The organism is Chitinophagaceae bacterium (genome assembly GCA_016717285.1).
Classification (GTDB): Bacteria; Bacteroidota; Bacteroidia; order Chitinophagales; family UBA10324; genus JACCZZ01.
In genome coordinates this window covers 733,143-755,985 of record JADKFU010000001.1, presented here as the reverse complement: position 1 = coordinate 755,985, position 22,843 = coordinate 733,143, and the positions used below count along the sequence as shown (strand labels likewise).

Sequence of the window (22,843 nt, the reverse complement as noted above, 5' to 3'; positions counted from 1 at the left end):
TGATGCTAACCAAATGCCCAATGACTAATGACTAATGCCAACTAACAACTGACAACTGACAACTGACAACTGACAACTTGCTACTCACAATTTCCATAAAAACAAAAACCCTCCTCCTTGCAACAATCTTCCTGATTGCAACTACGGCAGTTTTTGCGCAGGACAGTCATTTTTCGCAGGTGTATGAAATGCCGATATTACTCAACCCCGCACGTACCGGATTTTTCAAAGACAATTACCGGCTCTCAGGCATTTATCGCAGTCAATGGAAAGATATTACACAACCCTATAAAACATTATCAGGCGCACTGGACCTGAATGTGCCCGTTGGAAAAAATAAAAACAACCTCTTCGGATTTGCCATCATGGACTTTGCGGATAAAGCGGGCGATGCGGATTACAGTACCAACTATATTGAAGCGGCACTGTCTTTCCACAAAAATTTCGGATCGGATTTCTCCCACTACCTCGGGTTTGGATTGATGGGAGGTTTTGCCAGCACCAGTTTTGACATTTCGAAATTAACCTTCGATGAAGATTTTAACGGAGGCACCAATATGGATCTACCAACTGATAACAATGCCACTTATTCAGATTTATCAATTGGCGTCGAGTATAATTACCTGAATGAAAATACCCACTTTAATATCGGCTGCTCAGTGTTTCATCTGAATCAACCCCGCATCACTTATTTCAACAACGATCTTTCTGTGATACACCGGAAGTTTGCAGTGAACGCAGGGCTTGCAAAAACGCTTTCAGACCTGCTTGAAATTGAGCCGCGCATCGCGTTTTTTCAACAGGGAAAAAATACGGAGTTACTGCTGGGTGCAGATCTCAAGATTGTACTTTCGAAGAGCAGCAATTCAAATTATGCACTTTATCTTGGCGGATACTACAGAGTGGGTGATGCCCTGATTCCCAAACTCAAGATCGATATGGGTGATCTTGCCTTTGGTTTGAGCTATGACTTCAACATGAGCGGCTTGTCTGAAATAAATCAGCTTGCAGGAGGACCGGAGCTTTCAATCTCCTTCACCGGAAGTGTTAAAGGCGTTTCTGCAGGAAGAATTTACAATCCAAGATTTTGATGCAAACAGTTCAAAGCGGAATTCGAATCAGAACCTGAACCAGATAAACTTTCTCTTTTTCTTCTCTCCTTTCAATGGTGATTTCGCATATCCCGGAATATTTTCAGGACGTAAAACCGGTGGAGAAATGAAATCACTCAAACCATAAGAACTCAACAGGTAGTTATTGGTATTATCAGCAAGAAACTGCTGTTGTTTTTCAATATCGAAATAAAATTTGCCAATGCCCTTCGCAAGATAACTTCCCTTTGTGAGCAGCTCATGCTCTATGATCATCACATACTGCTTCACTTTTTCCTTTGCACTTTCATAGTTGCAACTTTCTTCACTTGAAATATATTGTATCAGCAGTTCATCCTGCGCCGCTACATTCTTACTGAACGAAAGTGATTTGTGCGGCGGCTGAAACAAATGTTGTGTCGGATGAACTGTGGCCGGCGCATAAGCGGTCTCCAATGTACCAAAGCCGGGAATCACCACACAGTCTTGGTACAACAATAATTTACAGATGTAATCAGTAACTTCCATAAAGGCAAAAATCGGATCGTAAAAGTAATTATTTCATTGTGATGGTTTTTCTCATGTTAAGTTATGGTTAATTTCAATAAATTAGCCGCTTGCAAACCCGCTTTTCATCTTTACATTTTACCTGATATGAATCTACGCTTACTTTCTGTGTGCCTAATCCTCAGTTTTTATCGCCTTACTGCCCACAGCCAGCAGATCACCTTTTCTGAATTGAACTATAACTCAGATTCCACCATCAATTCGGGCAATTGGGTAGAACTATTTAATTATGGAAGTACCAATATTGATCTGGGTGGATGGTTTCTTAAAGATGATAACAATGTCAGTCTCTTCACTTTTCCAACAGGAACAAATCTCGCCGCGAATGCACGACTTGTTGTAGTGAATGATGTGGCAAAATTCACGGAGCAGTTTCCGCTCATCACTAATTACCTGGGTGAAATGAGTTTCAGTTTTGGAAACAGTGCTGATGAAGTGCGGCTCTTTGATAATAACGGTACATTAAAAGTCTTCATGAGTTATACCGATACACTTCCCTGGCCAAACGCGGCAGACGGCACAGGCCGCACACTCGAGTTGATTGATCCTTTAATTACACCTGACAATGCAGACAACTGGTTTGTCGGCTGCATGAAGGGTTCTCCGGGAAAAGCATTTTCAGCCTGCGATGATGCACTCGTATTTTCTGAAATCAATTATAATTCCGACACCTTATCAGATGCCGGTGACTGGATTGAGTTATACAACAAATCAACAAGTGGTGTCAATCTCACCGGCTGGAGCTTTAAAGACAGTAATGACGGTTCACCATATTTCTTTCCAACCAATACGCAGATTGCATCCGGTGCCCGTCTGGTGATTGTTCACGACCTCGTGAAGTTTCAGTCGAGACACCCTACCGTAACAAATTATGTGGGGCCCTTTACTTTCAATCTGAGTAACGATGGTGAATTAGTAAGACTCTTTAACTTTTCCGGTAAACTCGCCTTTTCTGTGGTGTATGATGATGACGGCGACTGGCCTGAAGGTGCTGATGGTGGCACTTATACACTTGAATTGCTCAGTCCCACAGGGAACATGAATAGTTTTGCAAATTGGTTTATCGGTTGTCCGGAAGGTTCACCAGGAAAAGAATATACACCCAATTGCAATGTGGGCATTCCGCCATCGATTCCTGCTTCTTTTGCAGTAACCACTTCTTTACAATATGATATAATGACTGTTCACTTTTCAGGAAATGAATCCGGAAATGAGAAGACAATCGCAATCTATAATATCTTAGGACAAGAGCTTTTCCATCAGCAATCTGCTGCGCAGCAAATTGATATCAGCACAGGGGATTTTTCAAAAGGTATTTATGTGCTTTCAGTCCGGTCAGCGGATGTTCAATGGTCACAAAAGTTCTTTATCCATTAAAATCATGGACACACGATTGAAAATTCATTACTCATTTTACTATGGTGTACTGCTTTTAGCCGGTATAACGTTCTTTTTCTATTCGTGTACAAAAGGTCCTGGCGAAGGAGGCACTTCCACCATCAAAGGAAAAATTTACATTCAGGATTACAATGGTGCCGGCCAACTGCAAGCGGAATATTATGCGCCGGAGGAAAGAGTGTACCTGATTTTCGGCGATGATGATTTTTACGGACTTGACACGAGAACCAGCTATGATGGTACCTATGAATTTAAATATCTGAAAAAAGGAAGCTACACCGTATTTGCTTATTCTGACTGTGATACCTGCGCTTCCTCCGTTACACCAGCTTCTATGCAGGTTGAAATTTCTGAAAACCATGCGACAGTAGAATTGGAAGATATTATTCTTATAAAATAACAACGACAAAATTCAGGAAAGAATTAAATCGACATGATGAAAAACTGCGGCTTCATTTTAATATTGATCAATATCGTTTCATTTCACAGCATGCAATTGTTTGCGCAGTCTAAAATGACACCAGGCAAAGTAAAATCAGTAACCGAAGTGGTGATTGAAACAAAAGGCGGTAAAGAAACAGAATCAACAAAATCTTTCCAGTCATTTGACCTGCGCGGAAATCTGCTGGAAGAAATTGAATATGATGATTACGGAAAAATTAAAACACATACCACAAGTGAATACAACGATCAGAATCAAAAGGTGAAGGAGACTTCATTACTTCCCGATGGAAAAACAGAAACAATCACCAATTACATTTATGACCATGAAGGCAACCGTATTTCAAAAATAGTGCTGGACAAAAACAACGAGGTGAAATCAAAGAAGCTATACAGATATGAATACCGTTAAGGTCAGCACATTCAGTGAGGAACTGATGTACATATTGCCGGCTTTCAGAACAATCAGTCTGAAAGAAATGGAGGCCGTTGAACTGATGAGCCGGTTCGACAGCAAATACATTTTTCATCGTTCACTGCTTCCTTCCTTTTTAAAGCAATTACAAATAAATTACAAGGTGCTGAGAGTTGATCATTCTCTGCTTTTCAGGTATGAGAACCTTTATTTCGATACCGCCGATCTTCAATCTTACGTCGAACATCACAACGGCAAATCCGGCAGGTTCAAAGTCCGGTTCAGAAAATATGTCAACAACAACCAAAGTTTTTTTGAAGTGAAACAAAAGACGAATAAAGGACTTACTCAAAAATCGCGGTTGAATGTTTCCGATTTCAGGAAAGAACTTTCTTCAAAACAACTCCAGTTTGTAAAAGAACAACTTCACGGAAAAGAGCCCCACCTGCTGCCACAACTTTCAAATGACTTTTCACGCATCACACTTGTTAATGAAGCAGACCATGAACGGGTGACCATTGACCTGCTGATTCATTTCGAAAATGGCGCATCAGAAAGATCGCTTGATGATCTCATTATCGCCGAAGTAAAACAAAACCATCCAACTTCCTTGTCAGTATTTAAGAAGCTGATGATGGCACACCGTATTTTTCCCACCAGTATCAGCAAATATTGTTTAGGTACCTTACTCACCCATCCGGGAATTAAATACAATCGCTTTAAACCAAAACTAACCATACTAAACAAAATCTGTGATGTTGCTTACTGATGTACTTTTTGCTGCTTCGAACTATGTATTTTGGGACTCCGCCGAACTGCTTGATCTATTGTTCAGGTTCGCCTTCAATTTTCTGATTGCCTACATTATCATCCGTTGGATCTATTATCCTACGCATAAGAACAAGGATTACCTGTTTACCTATTTTCTTTTCAATATCATCATTTTCATGTTGTGTTACATGATGCGCAATACACAACTGGAAATTGGGGTTGCCTTTGGGTTGTTCGCGGTTTTCTCCATTCTCCGTTACCGCACATTGAACGTAGGGGTAATGGACATGGCGTATTTATTTCTGATTATCAGTGTTGGTGTAATCAATTCGATGAGTAACGAAAATGTGAGCATAGCAGAAATTTTATTTGCCAACTTCCTGATCGTTTCTGTCATTTTTATTCTCGAAAAAATATGGTTGGTGCGCATTGCTGCCAACAAAGTGGTAGTGTATGAAAAGATCGAAAATATCCGTCCGGAAAATTACGACAAGCTAATTGCAGACCTTAAAGAGAGAACAGGACTGAATGTTCACCGGGTGGAAATTGGCCGCATAGATTTTATGCGTGATATCGCGAGAATCCGGATTTTTTATTTTGAATAAACCCTTGTGGAAAGACAGAACCGTGCCACGGTTCGTTTCAAATAAAGACGCTACTTTCAAATAACGATCAATAAATGAACTTAACCGCGGCACGGTTGCATTGTTTGTGGTACACCCTGTGAAATTCAACGTCTTCCTTCGCTTATCCCTTTATCTACTCATTGCGACATGCTTTTTCAAAAGCAAAATTGTGGTTGCGCAGGAATCAGATTTTCAAACCTGGACGAGTGCGGGCATGAAAAAGAAAATCAACAAAAAACTGGACTTCCAGCTTTCACAGGAACTACGGTTAAAGAACAATTCAACGCAGTTGAATTCTACATTCACTGATATAGGATTCAAATACAAATTATTAAAAAACCTCAGTGGAGGAATTTATTATCGTCTTATTATATCACCTGATGCCTTAGCACATCGCCCGTATGCAGATGTCAGTTACGAAATCGACATTGAAAAATGGTCGATCCAGCCGAGGCTACGCTTTCAGCACCAGGTACAACAAAATGAGCTTGCTAAAAACTACTTCCGGCCGAAAACTACAGTCAGCTACCAGGTCAAAAAAGAATGGAAACCATTTGTTGCAGCTGAAATCTTCTATCATGCATTCTATAACAAAGGCAATCAGTTTGATGAATACAGGCTAAGCACCGGTTTGGAATATGATTTTAAAAAACAACATTCAATCAAACTCTATTACCTCTTCGGCCAGCAATTCAATGTCAACAATCCGCTGCAACGGCACGTCGCGGGACTGGCGTATGAATATGATTTTTAAGATTTATTAATCAGCCCGGTAAAACCATATCAATGAATCGTGCTATATTTTTTTGGCATTAATTGCACAAAATTATTCGGACAACAGTACTCGTTTCTATTCTTTCACTGGTTTCATTTCATAACCTGACCAATAAATATTTCCATTAGGCAAAAGCTCCAGTGAGTTGCCTGCGCCCCGGTCAATGCCATCAGAAACAGCGATGTGATCATTAATAATATTGAATGAAATAATATCATCTTCTTCTTTCAATGGATCAGAACGGTGCAACAATAATTTATTTCCCGCGATCTTTATTTCATCGGGATACATTAACATATTTCCGGAACACAGGTTATCAATACTGTACTTTCCAACTTTTAACTTCCAGCTTTCAGGCATCACAATCTGATTATCCTTTACAGAAATGTATTCCGCGCTTTTCGATTTATTGTCGATCGCTTTCATATAAATTCTGTCATCAACCAGCCTGAAGCCAAATGAGGCCGCTTTCACTTTCACAGGAATAAATTTTAGCAACATGTATTTCACACTGTAAACACCTGCTTCATTTTTTTTCAAAACAAGCTTGGTTTTATCCTGTCTGAAAACCAGTTTCACATCATTCTTTCTAATCATCGTAACAAAATCTTCACCCCCACTTCCATAGGTACCTTCGATCATTGCATTGTTCAAATTATCAACCCTCAGAGCAGTGGCTGTGAAATCATTTTTCGTTCCTTTTTGTATTGCAATGCCTTTTACATCCCTGATGTATTCACGGGCAATCTGCAAAACAGCGCTTTTGGTAAATGCGCCTCCGCTTTCAGAATTCGTCAGCAATACAAAGCCAATATTCAGTGCAGGAAAAGTGACGACAATAGAATGAAACACCCGCGAATCACCGCCATGACCAATGTTCTTCCCGATCAAACTATCCTTATCCGATCCTAACTCATGAATGAAAAGACCATATCCGAATTCATCATCAGAAGCCAGCTTCACCTCCGAAATTTTATTCGTCATCATTTCCTGCAATGTAGCAGACGCTATTACCTGCTTTCCATTTACCCTACCCGCATCAAGCAGTAAACTACACAAATGCGTAAGATCGGAGGCTGAGGAATAAACTCCGCCCGCTGCAATATCGCGCAGCACCGGTTCATCAAAAAAGGTGCTGTCTGCTAAGTAGCCGGCTGCTGCATGTTGAATTATTTCGCCTGCTTTAAGAAATCCTGTGTGCGCCATTTGCATAGGACTGAAAAAATTATGTTCCAGGTAATCCGGAAATTTTTCTCCGGAAATTTTTTCAACCAAACAACCAAGCAGTGCATAACCGGTATTGGAGTAATTCATTTTTAATCCGGCAGGAATCGTGAGATATAATTTATTGGTTTCGGAAATAATAGATTCCTGATCCGGTGCATTGGCACACAAACTTCCGTTGTCGATGTTATCCGGCAAACCGGAAGTATGCGTTAATAGATCATGAATGGTGATGATTGGCAGACCCGGAGTGTACTGAAAGTGCAGCGCTTTTAGATAATTTTCAATGGGTGCATTCAAATCAATCTTTCCTTCATCCCGTAATTTCATCACCGCCATAGCAGTGAAAACTTTTGAGACAGAAGCAATTCTATAAACTGTGTTTTCAGATGCTGTAATTTTCCTTTCCAGGTTTTCATAGCCATAGTTCTTATAAATCACAGGTTCTTCAGCATCCACAACAGCCATTGAAAATCCAACCATTCCGTATTTTTTCATCATGGCAGGAATAAAAGAATCTGATTTCGCAAGAAACATTTCCATACCTGCTATCAACTCCTGCGATCTTACTTTACCCGGAACAATTGAAAAACATAGCGCGAAAAATAAAACGTAATAGTATTTAAGCATGACGCATCGATGAACACGAAGGCTGAGGTGGTGAGCACTATCGTCATTCCATAAATTCATAACCCTTCAGCAACTAATTCTGCAAGGTCTTTTAGTTTAGGTGCATCGTCGCCTGCCGCACTCTTCAATCCATCATCCAGCATGGTCATGCAGAACGGACAGGCAACAGCAATAATCTTCGCTCCTGTTGCAATAGCTTCTTCTGCACGTTCCATATTCACCCGTTTATTTCCGGCTTCTTCTTCTTTAAAAACCTGCGCTCCGCCGGCACCACAACACAATCCATTCGAACGGCAACGCTTCATTTCTTTCAGATCTGTTTTAAATGCTTCTAACACAGAACGCGGTGCTTCATAAATACCATTGCCCCGCCCGATATAACAGGAATCGTGGTAAGTGATGCTTGTATTGCGCATAGCATTGTCATCACGAATCATGATCTTTCCTTCCAGCAATAAATTTTGGAGGAAGGCAGTATGGTGCATCACTTCATACACTCCTCCCAATTCAGGATATTCATTTTTTATCGTGTTGAAACAATGCGGACAGGCTGTCACAATTTTCTTCACACCATAATTATTCATGTTTGTGATATTGGTGAAGGCCTGCATTTGAAATAAGAACTCATTACCGGTACGTTTTGCAGGATCACCGTTGCAGGTTTCTTCAATTCCCAGCACCGCAAATTTTATGTTCGCCGCTTTCAGGATTTTTGCAAAAGACCTTGTAACATTTTTATAACGGTCATCAAACGAACCTGCGCAACCCACCCAGAATAACACATCCACAGTTTCTCCACTTGCAGCAACGTCAGCCATCATTGGTATTTCCAAGCCATCGGCCCAGTTAAACCGGTCACTGGGAGAAAACTGCCACGGCGCACCGTTGTTTTCAATATTCGTATTCATCATCGCCAGTTCATTGGGCATTCTTGATTCCTCCATCACCAGGCTCTGCCTCAGATCCATAATAATTCCCATTGGAGAAATATTCACGGGGCATTCTTCAACACAAGCGTTACAGGTAGTGCAGGCCCACAATTCTTCTTCTGAAATATAATCGCCCAGTAAAGATTTGTTATCAGTGAAGCTCAAGCCATGCAAATCAATATTGTTTCCCACTTCTTCCATCCTGTCACGCGTCTTCATCATGATCAATCGCGGAGAAAGTTTTTTTCCGGTGATGCTTGCGGGACAAGCAGCAGTGCAGCGTCCGCATTCTGTGCAGGAGTAAGCTTCCATCAATTGTTTCCATGAAAGATCGGCAACATCCTTCGCTCCAAATCTCGTAACCGGTTGATCGCCCGCAGGAGGAACAGCATGCGGATCGAGCATCAGTTTAACTTCACGCGTAACAGCAGCTGAGTTTTTAATTTTTCCCTGCGGAAAAAGGTTGGAAAAATAAACGTTGGGAAAAGAAATGATGATGTGAAAATGTTTGGAGATCACGAGGTAGTTCAGAAAAATCAGGATGCCAATGATGTGCATCCACCAGGCGCCACGTTCTACCATCTCCAATGTTCCATCCGGCAGTGAAGAATAAACAGGCGCGAAAAAAAATGAGCTCACCGGAAACATTCCTGCCTGAATATAATGTCCGGCAACGCGTTGTTGCAACAAATGATCTGCACTGTTCATCGAAAGAAAAAAGAACATCAGCACCAACTCAAACAATAAGATGATAGTGGCATCTTTTCGTGGCCAACCATCAAGATCATGACTTGTAAAACGGGAAAGTTTCAACACATATCTTCTCCATAAAAAAACAATGGCAGCGATGATGGTACCCGCAGCAAGCAATTCATATACTATAATGATAAAGTTATAAAGTGGAGCAGGTAAAACAGTTGCAAAGATCCGGTGCGTTCCGAAAATGCCATCAATTATAATTTCCAGCACTTCCGTATTAATAATAATAAAGCCTGCATAAATGATTACATGAAAAAATCCGGCAATGGGCTTCTTCAGCATTTTCGATTGCCCTAAAGCAACACGTAATAATGTGAGCCACCGTTTTGCTGTGTTACCGTTTATTTTTTCGTCCCGGCCAAGGTGAATATTGCGAATGATCTTCTTTACATTTTTTGAAAAAATGAAAATGGCGATGGCCAGAGAGCATACAAAGAGTATTTGTGCAATCATCATTTATGCTTATTTTTAGAACAGATGCCACGAATGTGATTTAACTTGTCCATTCATTGTTGCATCTTGTTGCGAAAAATCAAAAGTTACCGTTTATGCTGCGAAAAATACAACTCATTTGCCTACTCTGTCTATTTCATGCAGTTGTTTTTTCTCAACCTAAAGCCAGGATGAACACCGGACTGGTTCAGGCACTGCTGAATGATCCATATGAGACAAGATCTATTTCACTGTTGGTTAAAGGGAATACAGAAACAATTACAGCAACAACAAAACAATTGGGCGGATCCTTTAAATACAAGGTGTCCGCTATTGTTGCCATTCGCCTGCCATTAAACAAAGTGGATGAACTCGCTTCCACGAAAGGAATCACCCATATAGAAGGTCTTCAGGGTAAAGGCCAATTGCTGGATGATATGACGCTGCTAAATGCAAATGTATCTCCTGTCCATTCCGGATTTCCACCGCTCACACAGGCTTATGATGGCAATGGCGTAGTGATGGCTGTGCTCGATGATGGCATCGATTTTTTACATCCCGATTTTCAACATGAAGATGGAACCACACGTATTAAGTATCTCTGGGATCAAACGAGTACCTATGGCGGTACATTTCCTGAACCCTATGAATACGGACAGGAATGGGATTCCGCTGCAATTGATGGCGGTTTTTGCACGCATGTTGAACCAGCTTATGAATTCGGTCATGGTTCAAATGTTGCAGGCATTGCAACAGGCAATGGTAAAGCGATAAATAATTTTATTGGCGTAGCGCCTGCCTGTGATATTATCTCTGTAGCTGTTAGTATGGATGAAAATTTCCTTAACAACATGGTGGACGCTACAAAATATGCCTTTGATAAAGCTTCAGCAATGAGTAAACCCTGCGTAATAAATGCAAGTCTGGGTACCTACTTCGGTTCGCATGATGGATATGACCTGGCAGCGCAACTGATAGATGAACTTATTGCGCAGCAAAATGGTCGCGCGTTTGTTTGCGCAGCCGGCAATGCCGGTAACATTCCTTTTCACCTTGGATATGAAACCGCTGCTGATTCTTCATTTACCTGGTTTAAATACAATGGAAATGTAAATGGCGTGTTTTACGAATGGTGGATTAACAAGTCTGAAGCAACCGCATTTAATTTTGCGATTGGTGCAGACAACAACTCGCCCTTTGAATGGCTGGACCAGTCAAAATATTTCAACTTGCTGAATGATTTTGATTTTTCAACGGGTTCCTTCACGATCAAAGATACTTTGTGGAATGGCACAACACGACTGGGCATTGCAACCATCACGGCTTTCGAATTCGACAGTACCTATGCTTGTGATGTTTTCATACAACCGGACTTCACAGGTTACTACTGGCGCTTTATCACCAATGGCAATGGTCGGTTTGATTTGTGGAGCGGCAACACTACTACCGGAACTTCAGACATGGTAACTGCTTTGCCATCGGCAGCAGATTTCCCAGATATTATTCGTTACAAATTGCCTAACACCGAACAAACTATTGTAAGCAGTTTTACCTGTTCCAAAAAAGTAATCACCATTGCAAACTATATCAACCGCAATCAGTACATCGATTATTATGGCGACCTGTTAGTTTATCCGCTGGACACCACGGGTGACCTTGCTGCTACTTCCAGTTTTGGACCTACCAGAGATGGACGTGTTAAACCAGACGCAGGAGCACCTGGAAACCGAACGCTTACTACCGGCCAACTCACGCAACTCACATCATTTATTCTTTCGCAAAATTATAAAGTGGCATTGGGAGGCATGCACAATGTGAATTCGGGCACTTCAATGGCATCACCCGTAGTGGCAGGCATTGCAGCGCTTTACCTTCAAAAAAATCCTTCCGCTTCTTACCAGGAATTAAAAGATGCCATCCTGCTTTCCTGCTTTAAAGATTCATTCACAGGTAACAATCTGCCTGATAATAAATGGGGCTATGGAAAGGTAGATGCGTTTGCAACGATGAACATCAACATCAGCTATGGTTGCACCAATCCCTTTTCCTTAAATTATAATCCTTCCGCAACAGTGGATGATGGAAGCTGCATTCCTGTTGTTTTTGGTTGTACGGATAACAACGCGGTCAACTACAATACATCAGCGAATATGGATAATGGTTCCTGCTTGTACAATGTTGGAATGGCTGAAACAAATTTCACCACCGCTTTCATACGTGCTTATCCGAATCCATCATACGGTTCTACAAATTTTTATTGTCAGTCTGCAAGCAATGAAAAGGGCAGTATTCTTATTTACGACCTATCGGGAAGTCTGCTCCATCAACTTTCATTTACCGGATCAAAAGAAATAGTAAACTTCTCACAGCATCTTGGAACGGGTTTGTATTTTTACCGGCTTGAAACCGGAACTATTTCCACAGCACCACAGAAGCTGGTGATTTATTAAAACGTAATTCCGTAATAAATTTAATGCAATGATCTTCGCAAATTTCCAGGTCATTCAAAAAACTAAAAATTCCCGTCTGATTAATTATGGATGAAATAAAGCGATCATTGATTCTTACTGCTGATGATATCAAAAGAAAAATTGAACGCATCAGTTATGAGATCATGGAAAATAATGATGAAGAACAGGAAATCGTGCTTGCAGGCATCAGACAAAAAGGATTTGTTTTTGCTCAGCGTCTTGAAGCCAAACTACGTCAAGCAGGCACTTTATCAGTAATCCTCACTGACATCCAATTACAGAAACACAATCCGGTTGTTTCTGAAATACTCATGGGTATTGACCCTTCATCTGTCAATAATAAAGTAGTGATTGTTTGTGATGATGTAGCTAACACCGGAAAAACATTGCTTTATGCGATGAAACCTTTTCTTGACTTTGCACCAAAGAGAATTCAGATTGCGGTTTTAATCGACAGGAAACACAAAGTGTATCCTGTAAGCCCTGATTATATTGGCTTGTCTCTTTCTACGAATATGCAGGAACACATCACTGTAGAAATCGGGAATGGGATTCAAGAGGCGGTTTATTTGAGTTGAGTGGTGAGTAGCGAGTAGTGAATGGTGAATAGTGAGTAGTAGATCGTTAAATCATCTTCATTCCTAATTCCTAATTCTTCAACGTATCAGTACCACGCTGCCTGATGTTTCATAACTCTGCTCTGCCCTTCCTTCAATTCTGTATCGCACCTCATAAACATACGTCGCTGTTTCTTCAGGCTTACCTTTAAAATTGCCATCCCAGCCATCAGTCTTACTGGAAAAAACAACCTGCCCCCAGCGATTAAATATTTTGAATGCCTCAATTATAACAAGGTCACCGTAAACAGGAAACAACACATCATTCAATCCATCATTGTTCGGAGAAAACGCACTTGGGACCAATACATAACCCGAAGGCAAAATAGTTACCGTTACATTGTCGCTTCCTTTACATCCGGTTACCGGATCTAATACCTCAACAATATAATCGGTTGTAACAAATGGAAAAGCGTAAGTTGACCACTCCAGACTATCCGACAGATTGTATGGTGGTCGCCACCGAAAATTAAAATCACCAAACCTATCCACCTGCGCATTCAGAATCGTTTTTTGTCCCAGCTCAATAGAGACATCCAAACCGGCATCTATAGCAAGATCAGGAAGTGCTTTTACATTTTCTGCAAGGTTGACATAACAACCGTTTGCATCGGTAACAAGCAATACAAAATAGGACGGTGAAAGATTATCCAACGAAGGTGTGTTCAATGCCGGATTGTTATTCCATTCATAGGTATACGGCGTGGTGCCGCCTTGCATCACTGCTACAATTCCACCATTATGTGCTGAAGGACAACTCGGAGCGGATATCACCAATTCACCAATTAGTGAATCTGGTTGTGTAACATAAAAGGTATCCAGTTCCTGGCATCCTAAAGCATCCGTTATCAATAGTGCATAAGGCCCGTCAATTAACCCGACAAGGTTTGCAGTTACCTGGTTCACATCCACCCAAAGATATTGGTAAGGTGCAACACCTTGAGTAACCACGGTGCTGATGGCGCCATCGCTAAATCCATAGCAGGTTACCGGAGTGATGGTGGGTGTGATTAATATTTGTGGCGGGCTTCCAATGGTGATTGTAGTATCACTCAAACAGCCTTTTGTATCGGTGGCGGTAACCGTGTAATTTCCGGCCATCAGATTACTAGCCGTAGCATTGTTTTGACCCGTTGGCTGCCAGTTAAAAAAATAAATGCCGCTTCCGCCTGTTGCACTTACCGTGGCCCAGCCATCATAACCACCGTAGCAGGACACGTCCTGAGACGTTGGTGTAAGATTAATTTTTGCCGGTGATGCTACTATAAATGTGTCAATTCTTGAGCAGTAGTTTGCATCTGTTATAGTTGTATAATAAGTACCGGCACAAAGCGCGCTGTCATACGCCGCTACGCCTCCCGTTTGCTGCCAGCTATAAGTGTAAGGAGCCATTCCATTGGCAGGAATCACATTGGATATTCCATCACAATATCCAAAGCAGGTTGCATCTACAATGTTTGTTGTAAATGTGACAGGATTATCGACGTCTAATTCGAATGAGTATGATGATATGCAATTTACACTATCGGTTACAGTTACCTGATAAGTACCTGACGGTAGTCCGTTAACAGAAGAAGTAGTCTGTCCACCCGGAGACCAGAGAAAAGAAACAGGACCTATATTTCCGGTAACGGTAAGTGCGATAGATCCATCATTGTTCAAACAGGAAGGTTGCGCTAAAACATTAGAAGCCGAAAGAAAACAAGCCATTGAAAAAGCATTGGAAAGATTGAATGCTGCACCAGGGCATGTGTTCGAAGTCCATGAACCTGCTGAACCATCACCTATTGCAGTGGCATCAACAGAAAGGCTTTGCCCATAAGAAGAAGTTGATACCATTATAGAAAAGCAAAAAGTCCATGTGTTGATTGCACAGTTATCGCCAAAATTATTTCCCGGATTGCCATCCAGCACATTACCAATAAATCCAAGCGGTGAGTCGTATGAAAAACAAGGACCGAATGACTGACCGGTGGAAGATGAGGTAACGCTGCTATAGAAATCCCAGTTACCCATGCCATCACAACTTACCGGCATACTGATCGGTGTAAGGGTTGTTAGATCCCAACCCGGACCAAAATTGAAATCAAGGGTATGAAACCAATTCGAATTGCATTGATTATAATTCTGAATGGTATAACAAAATGTTACAACGGTTCCTGCATTGTAAAATCCGTTGGTAGGCAACGGGTCAACGGTATATGATTGTGTACCTGCACAATCAGTAGGCAATCCATTACACTGGCTAAAGCCATTGTGTTTGAAAATGAGTGTAAGGAAAAAAGATAGAAGTAATGCTCTGTACATGTACCGTCAGCGAGGTAAATTTTCTGAAATGTACAAATTAATTGCAATTTTCTTTTAGGTAATAAGAAGTATTATGAACATGAAATCATTTTGTAAAACAGCGCGACCAGGAATGCTAAAAAAAACAGCAGCATAACTTCGGGATAAACCGGTTAATTATGCTGCTGTTAATAAATGGCAAGATTTTATTTGATCATAAAAAATGAGGTTGAATTACCTGATCACAATCATTTTTTGATTGAATGAAGCATTACCAGAGGTAGCATTTACCAGATAAGTACCTGAATTCAGCTTAGAAGTATTGATAGATATCGTATTTTCTCCCGCACTGAAATTTTTCTCCTTGAGATCTAACATTAATTCACCTTTCAGGTTATAGACTTTTATTTCTACCGTACTGCTTTTGGCAAGTGAAATTCTGATCGTTGCTGCATCCTGAACAGGATTAGGGAACAACATCATGTTGCTGATGTTTGAAGGCGCTTCATGAATGCCAACAAGGCTGCCTGATCTGTATACTCCACGGCCATATGTGCCAATATAAAGATAAGGCTTACCATAATATGGCACCTGTTTAATCACCATTACGGGAACTCTGGCCATGCCGCCATTTTCTTCCGACCAACCATCAGTATTTGATATATCGCGTCCATAAACACCTAGATCAGTTCCGATGATGATCCTGTTTGGATCTTCTTCATCTATCACGGCTGTCCAAACCGGCATCTTAGGTAGGTTATCGGTGATATCAGCAAAAGTCATTATTGAATCTAATGCATTAGTAGATCTCCATATATTCGCATCATTTCCATAACGAGCTCCTGTAACCACTACCTTGTTAGCATCAGTAGGATCCACTGCTATCCATCGAAGATACCTGCCACTGGAAATCGTTATTGATGAAACTGTGATACCACTGTCAACTGCATTCCATGAAGCTGCGGTAGAAGAAATAGAAGCATATTTAAATTTACCGGAGTCATCTACTGCAAGCAAATTAGAATATCTGTACACCACTCCATTGGAAGTGCCTGCAAATACGGTATTTCCATCTTTCGAAAAGGCAACGCAGGTTACCCAACCTGAAGTTGATGGGAAGCGGAACCAATCAGGATTTATTGCAAAATCCATGGCACCTTTAGTAAACCAAACATGTCCAAGACTACCTCCTACTCCACCCGCTCCGAGCACGTAAAACGCGCGCGCTGAATCCGGCTGCTCCCATAGTGCAAATGGAGTAAGCCAGTCTGCCCCCTCATCAACAGAACCATCACCGGTTACATCTATTCGATCATCATAAAAAAGATTGAAGCCGCCACCAGGACTTGAAGAACGGGTAACTGTTCCGGCAGGAAGTTCCGCAAAGAACGCATTGGGATTCACCCGTCCGATTTCTGTATTGCCACCGTCACCTCCTTGAATCTCATGGGAAGCCATCATTGTATTACCAAGAAAATCAATATAATTTGTACCATTATCCTGTGTTCCGAAAATCACTTCTCCGGTCGGCGCTGCCGAAACAGAATAAGCCTGCGTCACATTATAACTTCTGTTCAGATCAGAGAATGTCGGGTAAACATCAGCAGCATTCGCTGTTCGAAACAAACCACCATCACATCCCACAAGCATCTCATTCGTATTGAATGGATTAAATTCGATGGTGTGCATATCGGCATGAATATAAATATCAGGATCAAAAAAATCACCCAGCCAATTGCTCACCGTAAACCAACCCAGCGAGGGTGAATATTTCCACAGACTTAATTGTCCTCCGAAATAAATTAGCTCAGGATCAGTTGGCAACACACCAAGGCAGATATCATACGTCCCCTGTTGACCAGGAGGATTAAAATTTACACTTCCACCAGGACCAATCTGCGTCCAGTTAAGTCCACCATCCGTTGACTTGTAAACCCCTTGTAAATCTTCTGAACCACTGTTAATGCAAATCGCATAAACATACGATGCATTGGAAGGCGCAACAGCTAATTCAATTCTGCCAAGACCGGTGGCAGGAAAACCACCTTGTCCGGACCGTTGTTCAAAAGTGCTTCCGTCTGCAGTGGTGGAGCGATAATATTTGTTACCAACTACGGCATGTACAAAACCATCACTTCCCACCTGCACATCCCAGGAATAGGAAAGTATCGGCCCAACTGCATTCGACCATGAAGTACCCCCATCAGTAGAAATACGCAGTCCTTTATTAGTGGACGCATAAATTCTATTGGCATCAGAAGGACTTGTAGCTAACCGGCTTACATAGGCCCAATCTTCAGTAGTAGAATTTCCAGTAGGAGGAATAGTGGAGGTAAGATGGTTGAACGTATTGCCACCATCCGTTGATTTCCATACTCCTTTTCCCGGAAAACCAAATGCACTGAATCCTGTAGGATTATTAAGTCCAAAGCTGTAAAAAGCTTCACCTGTACCAAAATAAATATCACCATTTGAGGCTTGTGCAATAGTTGTAATAATAAGTGATTCGAATAAATCATTCACCTTTAACCACGATTGACCGCCATTGGTACTTTTCCACAATCCTCCTGAAACACCACCTGCAAACACAACTCCCTGGTGATCCTTGTCGAACAATATGCTGCGGGTCCTTCCGCCAACATTATCCGGCCCCATTTCTTCCCATTGAATTCCGAGGCTTCTTGTACCACCCATTGCTTCTGCCTGCTGCTCTGCCTCATTTATAGCAGCAAAATCCATTTCCCCTGTTTGCTCATTAGTCCGGACTGTTTTCCACCAATCCAATGCGCCTGATATACCATGTTCCTCACTTTCCTCTTCGCTTCCTTCTGACACTGCAGAATGAGAATAAGGATTCTGAAATGCAATTAATGCAAAAAAGACAACTGTGATTGATCCTGTAAGTAGCAGTAAACGTCTCATGTTTTGGTTCTTAGGTTATTGTTCCGCTAAAATAGAAAAGATTATGTCAAAGCGAAATAATATCGGAAAGCCGATAGTCATTGTTCTGTCAATTAAGCGGTTTATTTAAATGTGTTCTGACTTTATTCTGCATTATCCATTTGCAGAATCAGGAAGCGATTTCTTACAGAACTGTTTAATGGCCGCTTGCTTAAATGGTACAAATCATCTGAAAGATGAGAAGTACTCAAACAATTTAATTATTAATCCGTGCAACAATTGTTGCATCACTTCACATGTTTCTCCGCATGATAAGAAGATCTGACCAATGGAGCACTTTCAACAAACCTGAATCCTTTGGATAACCCAACTTCTTCATACTCTTTAAAAATGTCCGGATGAATCCATTCCATCACTTCCAGATGATTTCGTGTAGGTTGAAGATATTGTCCGATGGTCATTACATCACAACCTGCTTCCCGCAAATCATCCATTACCTGAAAAACTTCTTCTTTCGTTTCCCCTAATCCGGCCATGATGCCGGATTTTGTTCTGATGCCACCATCTTTCAATCTGCGAATTACAGCAAGACTGCGATCGTACTTTGCCTGCGGTCGTACCTTCTTATACAGGCGGCGAATGGTTTCCATATTATGTGATACTACTTCCGGCTTCACTTCAATCATCAGTTCAACACTTTCCATGTTTCCTTTGAAATCAGGAATCAATGTTTCCATAGTAGTTTCAGGATTCAACTCACGGACAGCTCTCACTGTTGCAGCCCAGATGCCGGCGCCGCCATCTTTCAATTCATCTCTGTTAACAGAAGTAAGCACCGCATGTTTCACACCCATTAATTTGATGGCCTCAGCCACTCTTTTAGGTTCATCCCAATCCAGTTCTGTGGGCATTCCGGTATATACTGCGCAAAATCCGCAAGAACGCGTGCAGACATTTCCTAGAATCATAAAGGTAGCAGTGCCAGCTCCCCAGCATTCTCCCATATTAGGACAATTACCACTTTCGCATATCGTATGCAATTTGTAATGATCCACTAAACCCCGGACATGACGGTAATTTTCGCCGGTTGGCAATTTTACCCTGAGCCAGTCAGGTTTTTTTAATCGCTGGGGTTTTTCAGGAAGGATATTCAGTTCAATCATATCACCACTTTTTGCCAAACTGCAAACTCAAAAATAAATTAGGATAAAATTGCTGGTTGTTTTCGATCAGCATTATCGGTATTTTTTTATAGTAGGCGTCAAAGCTTATTCCTACCTGTAACGTCTTGATAAAATCATCATAGCTTGCCCAGTCGAATGTAAGTCCCGTCTTAATATGCACACCCGGAATAAATTTAATCTGCCCGATCCCATAGCCAAAACCTGACCCTCCATAAATCGAAAACCAATCCAGAAACTTTGACGCATTTTCTTCTGAATATCGCTCTGAAAGAATGCGATAAGTGGTGGAATTATCTACAGGATACAACAAATCCAGATAGTAGGGTTTTAACAATCCAAGTGATAACCCGCCTATCACCTGCAGACCTACTTCAACTCCTTTATGTTCTGCACGCTCTGTCAACATGAACTGACGACCCATGGCGGCATTCAATAAGTAAAAATTATTTTGCTTACCATAAACAAAAGGCTTCGGCGAATTGATTCCGAAAAAAGAAAATCCAAAGTCAATGGTTTGCTTTACTTCTTTAGGATGATGAAGTTGTGTAAACTCAAACTCATAAATTGTTTTCTTCTTCAGTTCCTGCCGCTTGCCCACATCCATAAAAATGCCCCAGCCGGCGGTGTGAACAATGATCCCTCCGCTTAATTCATGGTTGTAAATAACACCTTTCAAATCGCCCGGCATCTGTGCAAAAGAGGTAGCACATAAACAAATCAATGCAGCTATGGAATAAAGGACTTTCACACTTCAATATTACTACTTTTTGCTTTTATAGAAAAGATTTGCAGCAAGCCACTGAAGTATGACAATGCCCCGATGTTTCGATGAGCCGATGTGCCCCGGACGCAATGCCCAATAATTGAAATTAAAAACCAAGACTAAGAACTTACTACTCACTACTCTTTCTCACAATTCAAATACAATACCGATGGAAGGCAAAACATTTCCCGAAACATCTTCCAAAAGATAGGTCTTGTATGATCCGGGATTAAGTGGATCAACCAATGGATTTCCGGCATTATCTCTTTTTACATCAAGGTAAGACGGCAACGTAGCTTTGAATGCATACACATTCTGCACATCCAGATACAGATTCAGGTTCCACTTTTTATAGAACCATTTTTTATCAATCCTCGCATCCAGCTGATGAAATACAGGCAATCTTTCACTATTCAGGTATTTGTAATCAGGTAGTCCCTCACCATATACATCCCAAACAGGAATTTGCGATGACAAAGGAATATTGTAAGGCGTATAAGGTGATCCACCTGACAATTTCCATTTCAGGCCTAACTCCCAGTTTTTGCCAAACTTTTTACCGGCTGTTAACGAAACAATGATCCTGCTATCCCAGGAGGAAGGAATATACATTTCATTTCTGTCTTTAAATTCACTCCTTACAAAAGTCACCGATGCCAGTCCGTAAAAACCTTTGAACAGCTTTTGTTGCAGCAGCAATTCAAGACCGTAACTTCTTCCCTGCGAGCTGGAATTTACTGCTGTATTTCCTATCACACCAAAGTCAGCACCCAGATTAGCGAGTGATATGGAATCACTAAGAATAAACGGATAGTTGTCGTAAGACTTGTAAAAAGCTTCAATGGAAATACGTCCATTACTTTGTGAATAATACTCAAAGCCTCCTACCAGGTGTTTACAGGAAATATAGGTTACTCCATTTTGTTCGTTCACCAGATTCCCCTCGCTGTCACGATAGCCCAAAACCGTATAAGGTGGTAATTGATAATAAATGCCGGTGCTGAAATTAAAATTAAAAGCGTCACTTATATTATAAGTTGCAGATACTCTTGGAGACAATTGCTTCAAAGGATTACTCATTTCTGCAGAATAATTGTTAAAGTCGGTGCGCAATCCTGCAGAGAGTATTAGGCGCCTTTCAAAAAACGGATAGCTTACCTGTCCAAACAAGGCGTACTTGCTGAATGAAATTTCAGAGCTGAAATCAACGGCATAAATATTTCCATCCGGATCTGTTTGCTTGTTGAATGTAGCATTGTTGTATTTCACAAACTCGTAGCCCGCTCCGTAATTGATCTTTAATCCATTTTTGTAATAGTTGTTTTCCAGCCTGAATTTATTTTCTATTTCCTGCGATTTATAGTTGAGTATCAGATTTTCAGGGTTGCTGTCATCGTTATCAAAATATTTCTCCGCTTCATTGTTCAGCATGTTTCTGCTGACAACTCCGGTAATAAAATTATTTTTCCCGAAATGCTTGTACACGGCTCCTATCGCGTAGTTCCACTGATCATTAGTGGGAAGATTGCCTAATAGATACTGCTGCAAAGCGCTGGTATCAGTAGTTCCAACATTCAACTTGAAATTATCCAAAGCCCCCAGTGAAATGATGCTCAATTCATTTTTTCTGTCGAATTTGAATTTATACTTCAATTGGTAATCATTATAAGTAGGAAGAAACGGTAAATCAAGCAGCTTGAAAAGAAGCTGCAGGTAAGATCTTCTGACAGAAAAAATAAATGTTGATTTCGGGCCAATCGGTCCTTCCAGTGTAAGACCAAGGTCCTGGGAACCAACCGTGCCTGAAATGCCGAGATGATCATTACGGCCATCCTTTTGCTTAAATTCAAACAAAGAACTGACGGCATTGCCTTTATTGGCAGGAAATGCACCGGAATAAAATTCGACCTCCTTAATAAAATCAACATTGATCAGTCCAACCGGTCCACCTGAACCACCTTGCGTTTGAAAGTGATTGATGTTCGGCACTTCAATTTCATCCAGGTAAAAACGATTTTCATTTGGCGCACCGCCACGTATAATAACATCATTTCTGAAAGTAACCGATTGCGCCACACCCGGAAATGATTGTATAACTTTAGAAATGTCGCGGTTTCCGCCAGGGTTTCGCTGAATTTCATTCACGCCAATAGTGCGCAAGGAAACCGGGCTTTCTTCTGACTTATTAAATGCATCAGCATTCACAGTAACTTCATCAAGTTCCTTTACAATCGATTCCAGTGGCACTTCCACCTGCGCGGGAATAGCAGTCGTAACCTGTATTTCAAAAATGGTTTTCGTTTTATAACCTACCGAGGAAACCTGGATGTTGTAAAGTCCGGGAGCAAGTCCGGTCACCTCATAGTTACCTGCACCATCTGTTCCCGCTCCCGTGTTTGCATTCTGCACAACGATGGTGGCAAATTCGATGGGTTGATTGTTAAATGCATCGAATACTTTTCCGCGAAGGATACCAGACTGCGCTGCCGAAAAGTGGCTTGATACTAATAAAAACACACTAAGGAAAAAATGCTTCATGGATCTCAAAAAAATTTCAGCGCTA

At 41.2% G+C, this 22,843-nt stretch carries 17 protein-coding genes; 9 read left to right on the top strand and 8 right to left on the bottom strand.

Going from position 1 to position 22,843, the window contains the following annotated elements:
- Positions 1 to 77: 77 nt before the first annotated feature.
- A complete protein-coding gene (locus IPO83_03120; GenBank protein MBK9730272.1) occupies positions 78 to 1,091 on the top strand; it encodes a PorP/SprF family type IX secretion system membrane protein in 1,014 nt (337 codons plus the stop codon).
- Positions 1,092 to 1,118: 27 nt separating this feature from the next.
- On the opposite strand, the gene IPO83_03115 is transcribed toward IPO83_03120, so the two are convergent.
- A complete protein-coding gene (locus IPO83_03115; GenBank protein MBK9730271.1) occupies positions 1,119 to 1,619 on the bottom strand; it encodes a hypothetical protein in 501 nt (166 codons plus the stop codon).
- A 126-nt stretch (positions 1,620 to 1,745) separates the two neighbouring features.
- Between IPO83_03115 and IPO83_03110 the strand changes: the two genes are divergently transcribed.
- The 6 genes from IPO83_03110 to IPO83_03085 all read left to right on the top strand — a co-directional run bounded on the left by IPO83_03110 (position 1,746) and on the right by IPO83_03085 (position 6,063).
- Positions 1,746 to 3,035: a lamin tail domain-containing protein gene (locus tag IPO83_03110; protein ID MBK9730270.1), complete on the top strand. Its 1,290-nt coding sequence runs from the start codon at positions 1,746 to 1,748 to the stop codon at positions 3,033 to 3,035.
- 4 nt (positions 3,036 to 3,039) lie between these two features.
- Entirely contained in the window at positions 3,040 to 3,456 is a 417-nt protein-coding gene (locus tag IPO83_03105) for a hypothetical protein (GenBank protein ID MBK9730269.1), read from the top strand.
- A gap of 33 nt (positions 3,457 to 3,489) precedes the next feature.
- Complete coding sequence (locus tag IPO83_03100) at positions 3,490 to 3,909, top strand: hypothetical protein (GenBank protein ID MBK9730268.1); 420 nt, start codon at positions 3,490 to 3,492, stop codon at positions 3,907 to 3,909.
- Positions 3,896 to 4,681, top strand: a complete 786-nt coding sequence (locus IPO83_03095; protein MBK9730267.1) for a polyphosphate polymerase domain-containing protein — start codon at positions 3,896 to 3,898, stop codon at positions 4,679 to 4,681. Before IPO83_03100 ends, IPO83_03095 begins: the two co-directional genes overlap by 14 nt.
- Positions 4,665 to 5,288, top strand: a complete 624-nt coding sequence (locus IPO83_03090) for a DUF4956 domain-containing protein (GenBank protein MBK9730266.1) — start codon at positions 4,665 to 4,667, stop codon at positions 5,286 to 5,288. Before IPO83_03095 ends, IPO83_03090 begins: the two co-directional genes overlap by 17 nt.
- Before the next feature lie 235 nt (positions 5,289 to 5,523).
- Positions 5,524 to 6,063 carry a DUF2490 domain-containing protein gene (locus IPO83_03085; protein MBK9730265.1) on the top strand — a complete coding sequence of 180 codons (540 nt, stop codon included), beginning with the start codon at positions 5,524 to 5,526 and terminating at the stop codon, positions 6,061 to 6,063.
- Between the two features lie 96 nt (positions 6,064 to 6,159).
- On the opposite strand, the gene IPO83_03080 is transcribed toward IPO83_03085, so the two are convergent.
- Both IPO83_03080 and IPO83_03075 read right to left on the bottom strand, forming a co-directional pair.
- Positions 6,160 to 7,938 (bottom strand): beta-lactamase family protein, encoded by a 1,779-nt coding sequence (locus IPO83_03080; protein ID MBK9730264.1) that lies wholly within the window; start codon positions 7,936 to 7,938, stop codon positions 6,160 to 6,162.
- A gap of 56 nt (positions 7,939 to 7,994) precedes the next feature.
- Entirely contained in the window at positions 7,995 to 10,082 is a 2,088-nt protein-coding gene (locus IPO83_03075) for a (Fe-S)-binding protein (protein ID MBK9730263.1), read from the bottom strand.
- 167 nt (positions 10,083 to 10,249) lie between these two features.
- Between IPO83_03075 and IPO83_03070 the strand changes: the two genes are divergently transcribed.
- Both IPO83_03070 and IPO83_03065 read left to right on the top strand, forming a co-directional pair.
- Positions 10,250 to 12,508, top strand: coding sequence for a S8 family peptidase (locus tag IPO83_03070; GenBank protein MBK9730262.1), 2,259 nt, complete (start codon positions 10,250 to 10,252; stop codon positions 12,506 to 12,508).
- Positions 12,509 to 12,594: 86 nt separating this feature from the next.
- Positions 12,595 to 13,107 (top strand): phosphoribosyltransferase, encoded by a 513-nt coding sequence (locus IPO83_03065; GenBank protein MBK9730261.1) that lies wholly within the window; start codon positions 12,595 to 12,597, stop codon positions 13,105 to 13,107.
- Positions 13,108 to 13,185: 78 nt separating this feature from the next.
- Here the strand turns inward: IPO83_03065 and IPO83_03060 are convergent, their stop codons facing one another.
- From IPO83_03060 to IPO83_03040, 5 genes are all read right to left on the bottom strand, one after another.
- On the bottom strand, positions 13,186 to 15,453 hold the full coding sequence (locus IPO83_03060; GenBank protein ID MBK9730260.1) for a gliding motility-associated C-terminal domain-containing protein: 2,268 nt from the start codon (positions 15,451 to 15,453) through the stop codon (positions 13,186 to 13,188).
- 213 nt (positions 15,454 to 15,666) lie between these two features.
- Positions 15,667 to 18,354, bottom strand: a complete 2,688-nt coding sequence (locus IPO83_03055) for a T9SS type A sorting domain-containing protein (GenBank protein MBK9730259.1) — start codon at positions 18,352 to 18,354, stop codon at positions 15,667 to 15,669.
- A gap of 266 nt (positions 18,355 to 18,620) precedes the next feature.
- A complete protein-coding gene (gene lipA, locus IPO83_03050; protein MBK9730258.1) occupies positions 18,621 to 19,496 on the bottom strand; it encodes a lipoyl synthase in 876 nt (291 codons plus the stop codon).
- A gap of 1 nt (position 19,497) precedes the next feature.
- Positions 19,498 to 20,265, bottom strand: a complete 768-nt coding sequence (locus tag IPO83_03045; GenBank protein MBK9730257.1) for a hypothetical protein — start codon at positions 20,263 to 20,265, stop codon at positions 19,498 to 19,500.
- A gap of 162 nt (positions 20,266 to 20,427) precedes the next feature.
- Positions 20,428 to 22,818, bottom strand: coding sequence for a TonB-dependent receptor (locus IPO83_03040; GenBank protein MBK9730256.1), 2,391 nt, complete (start codon positions 22,816 to 22,818; stop codon positions 20,428 to 20,430).
- Between the last annotated feature and the right edge of the window lie 25 nt (positions 22,819 to 22,843).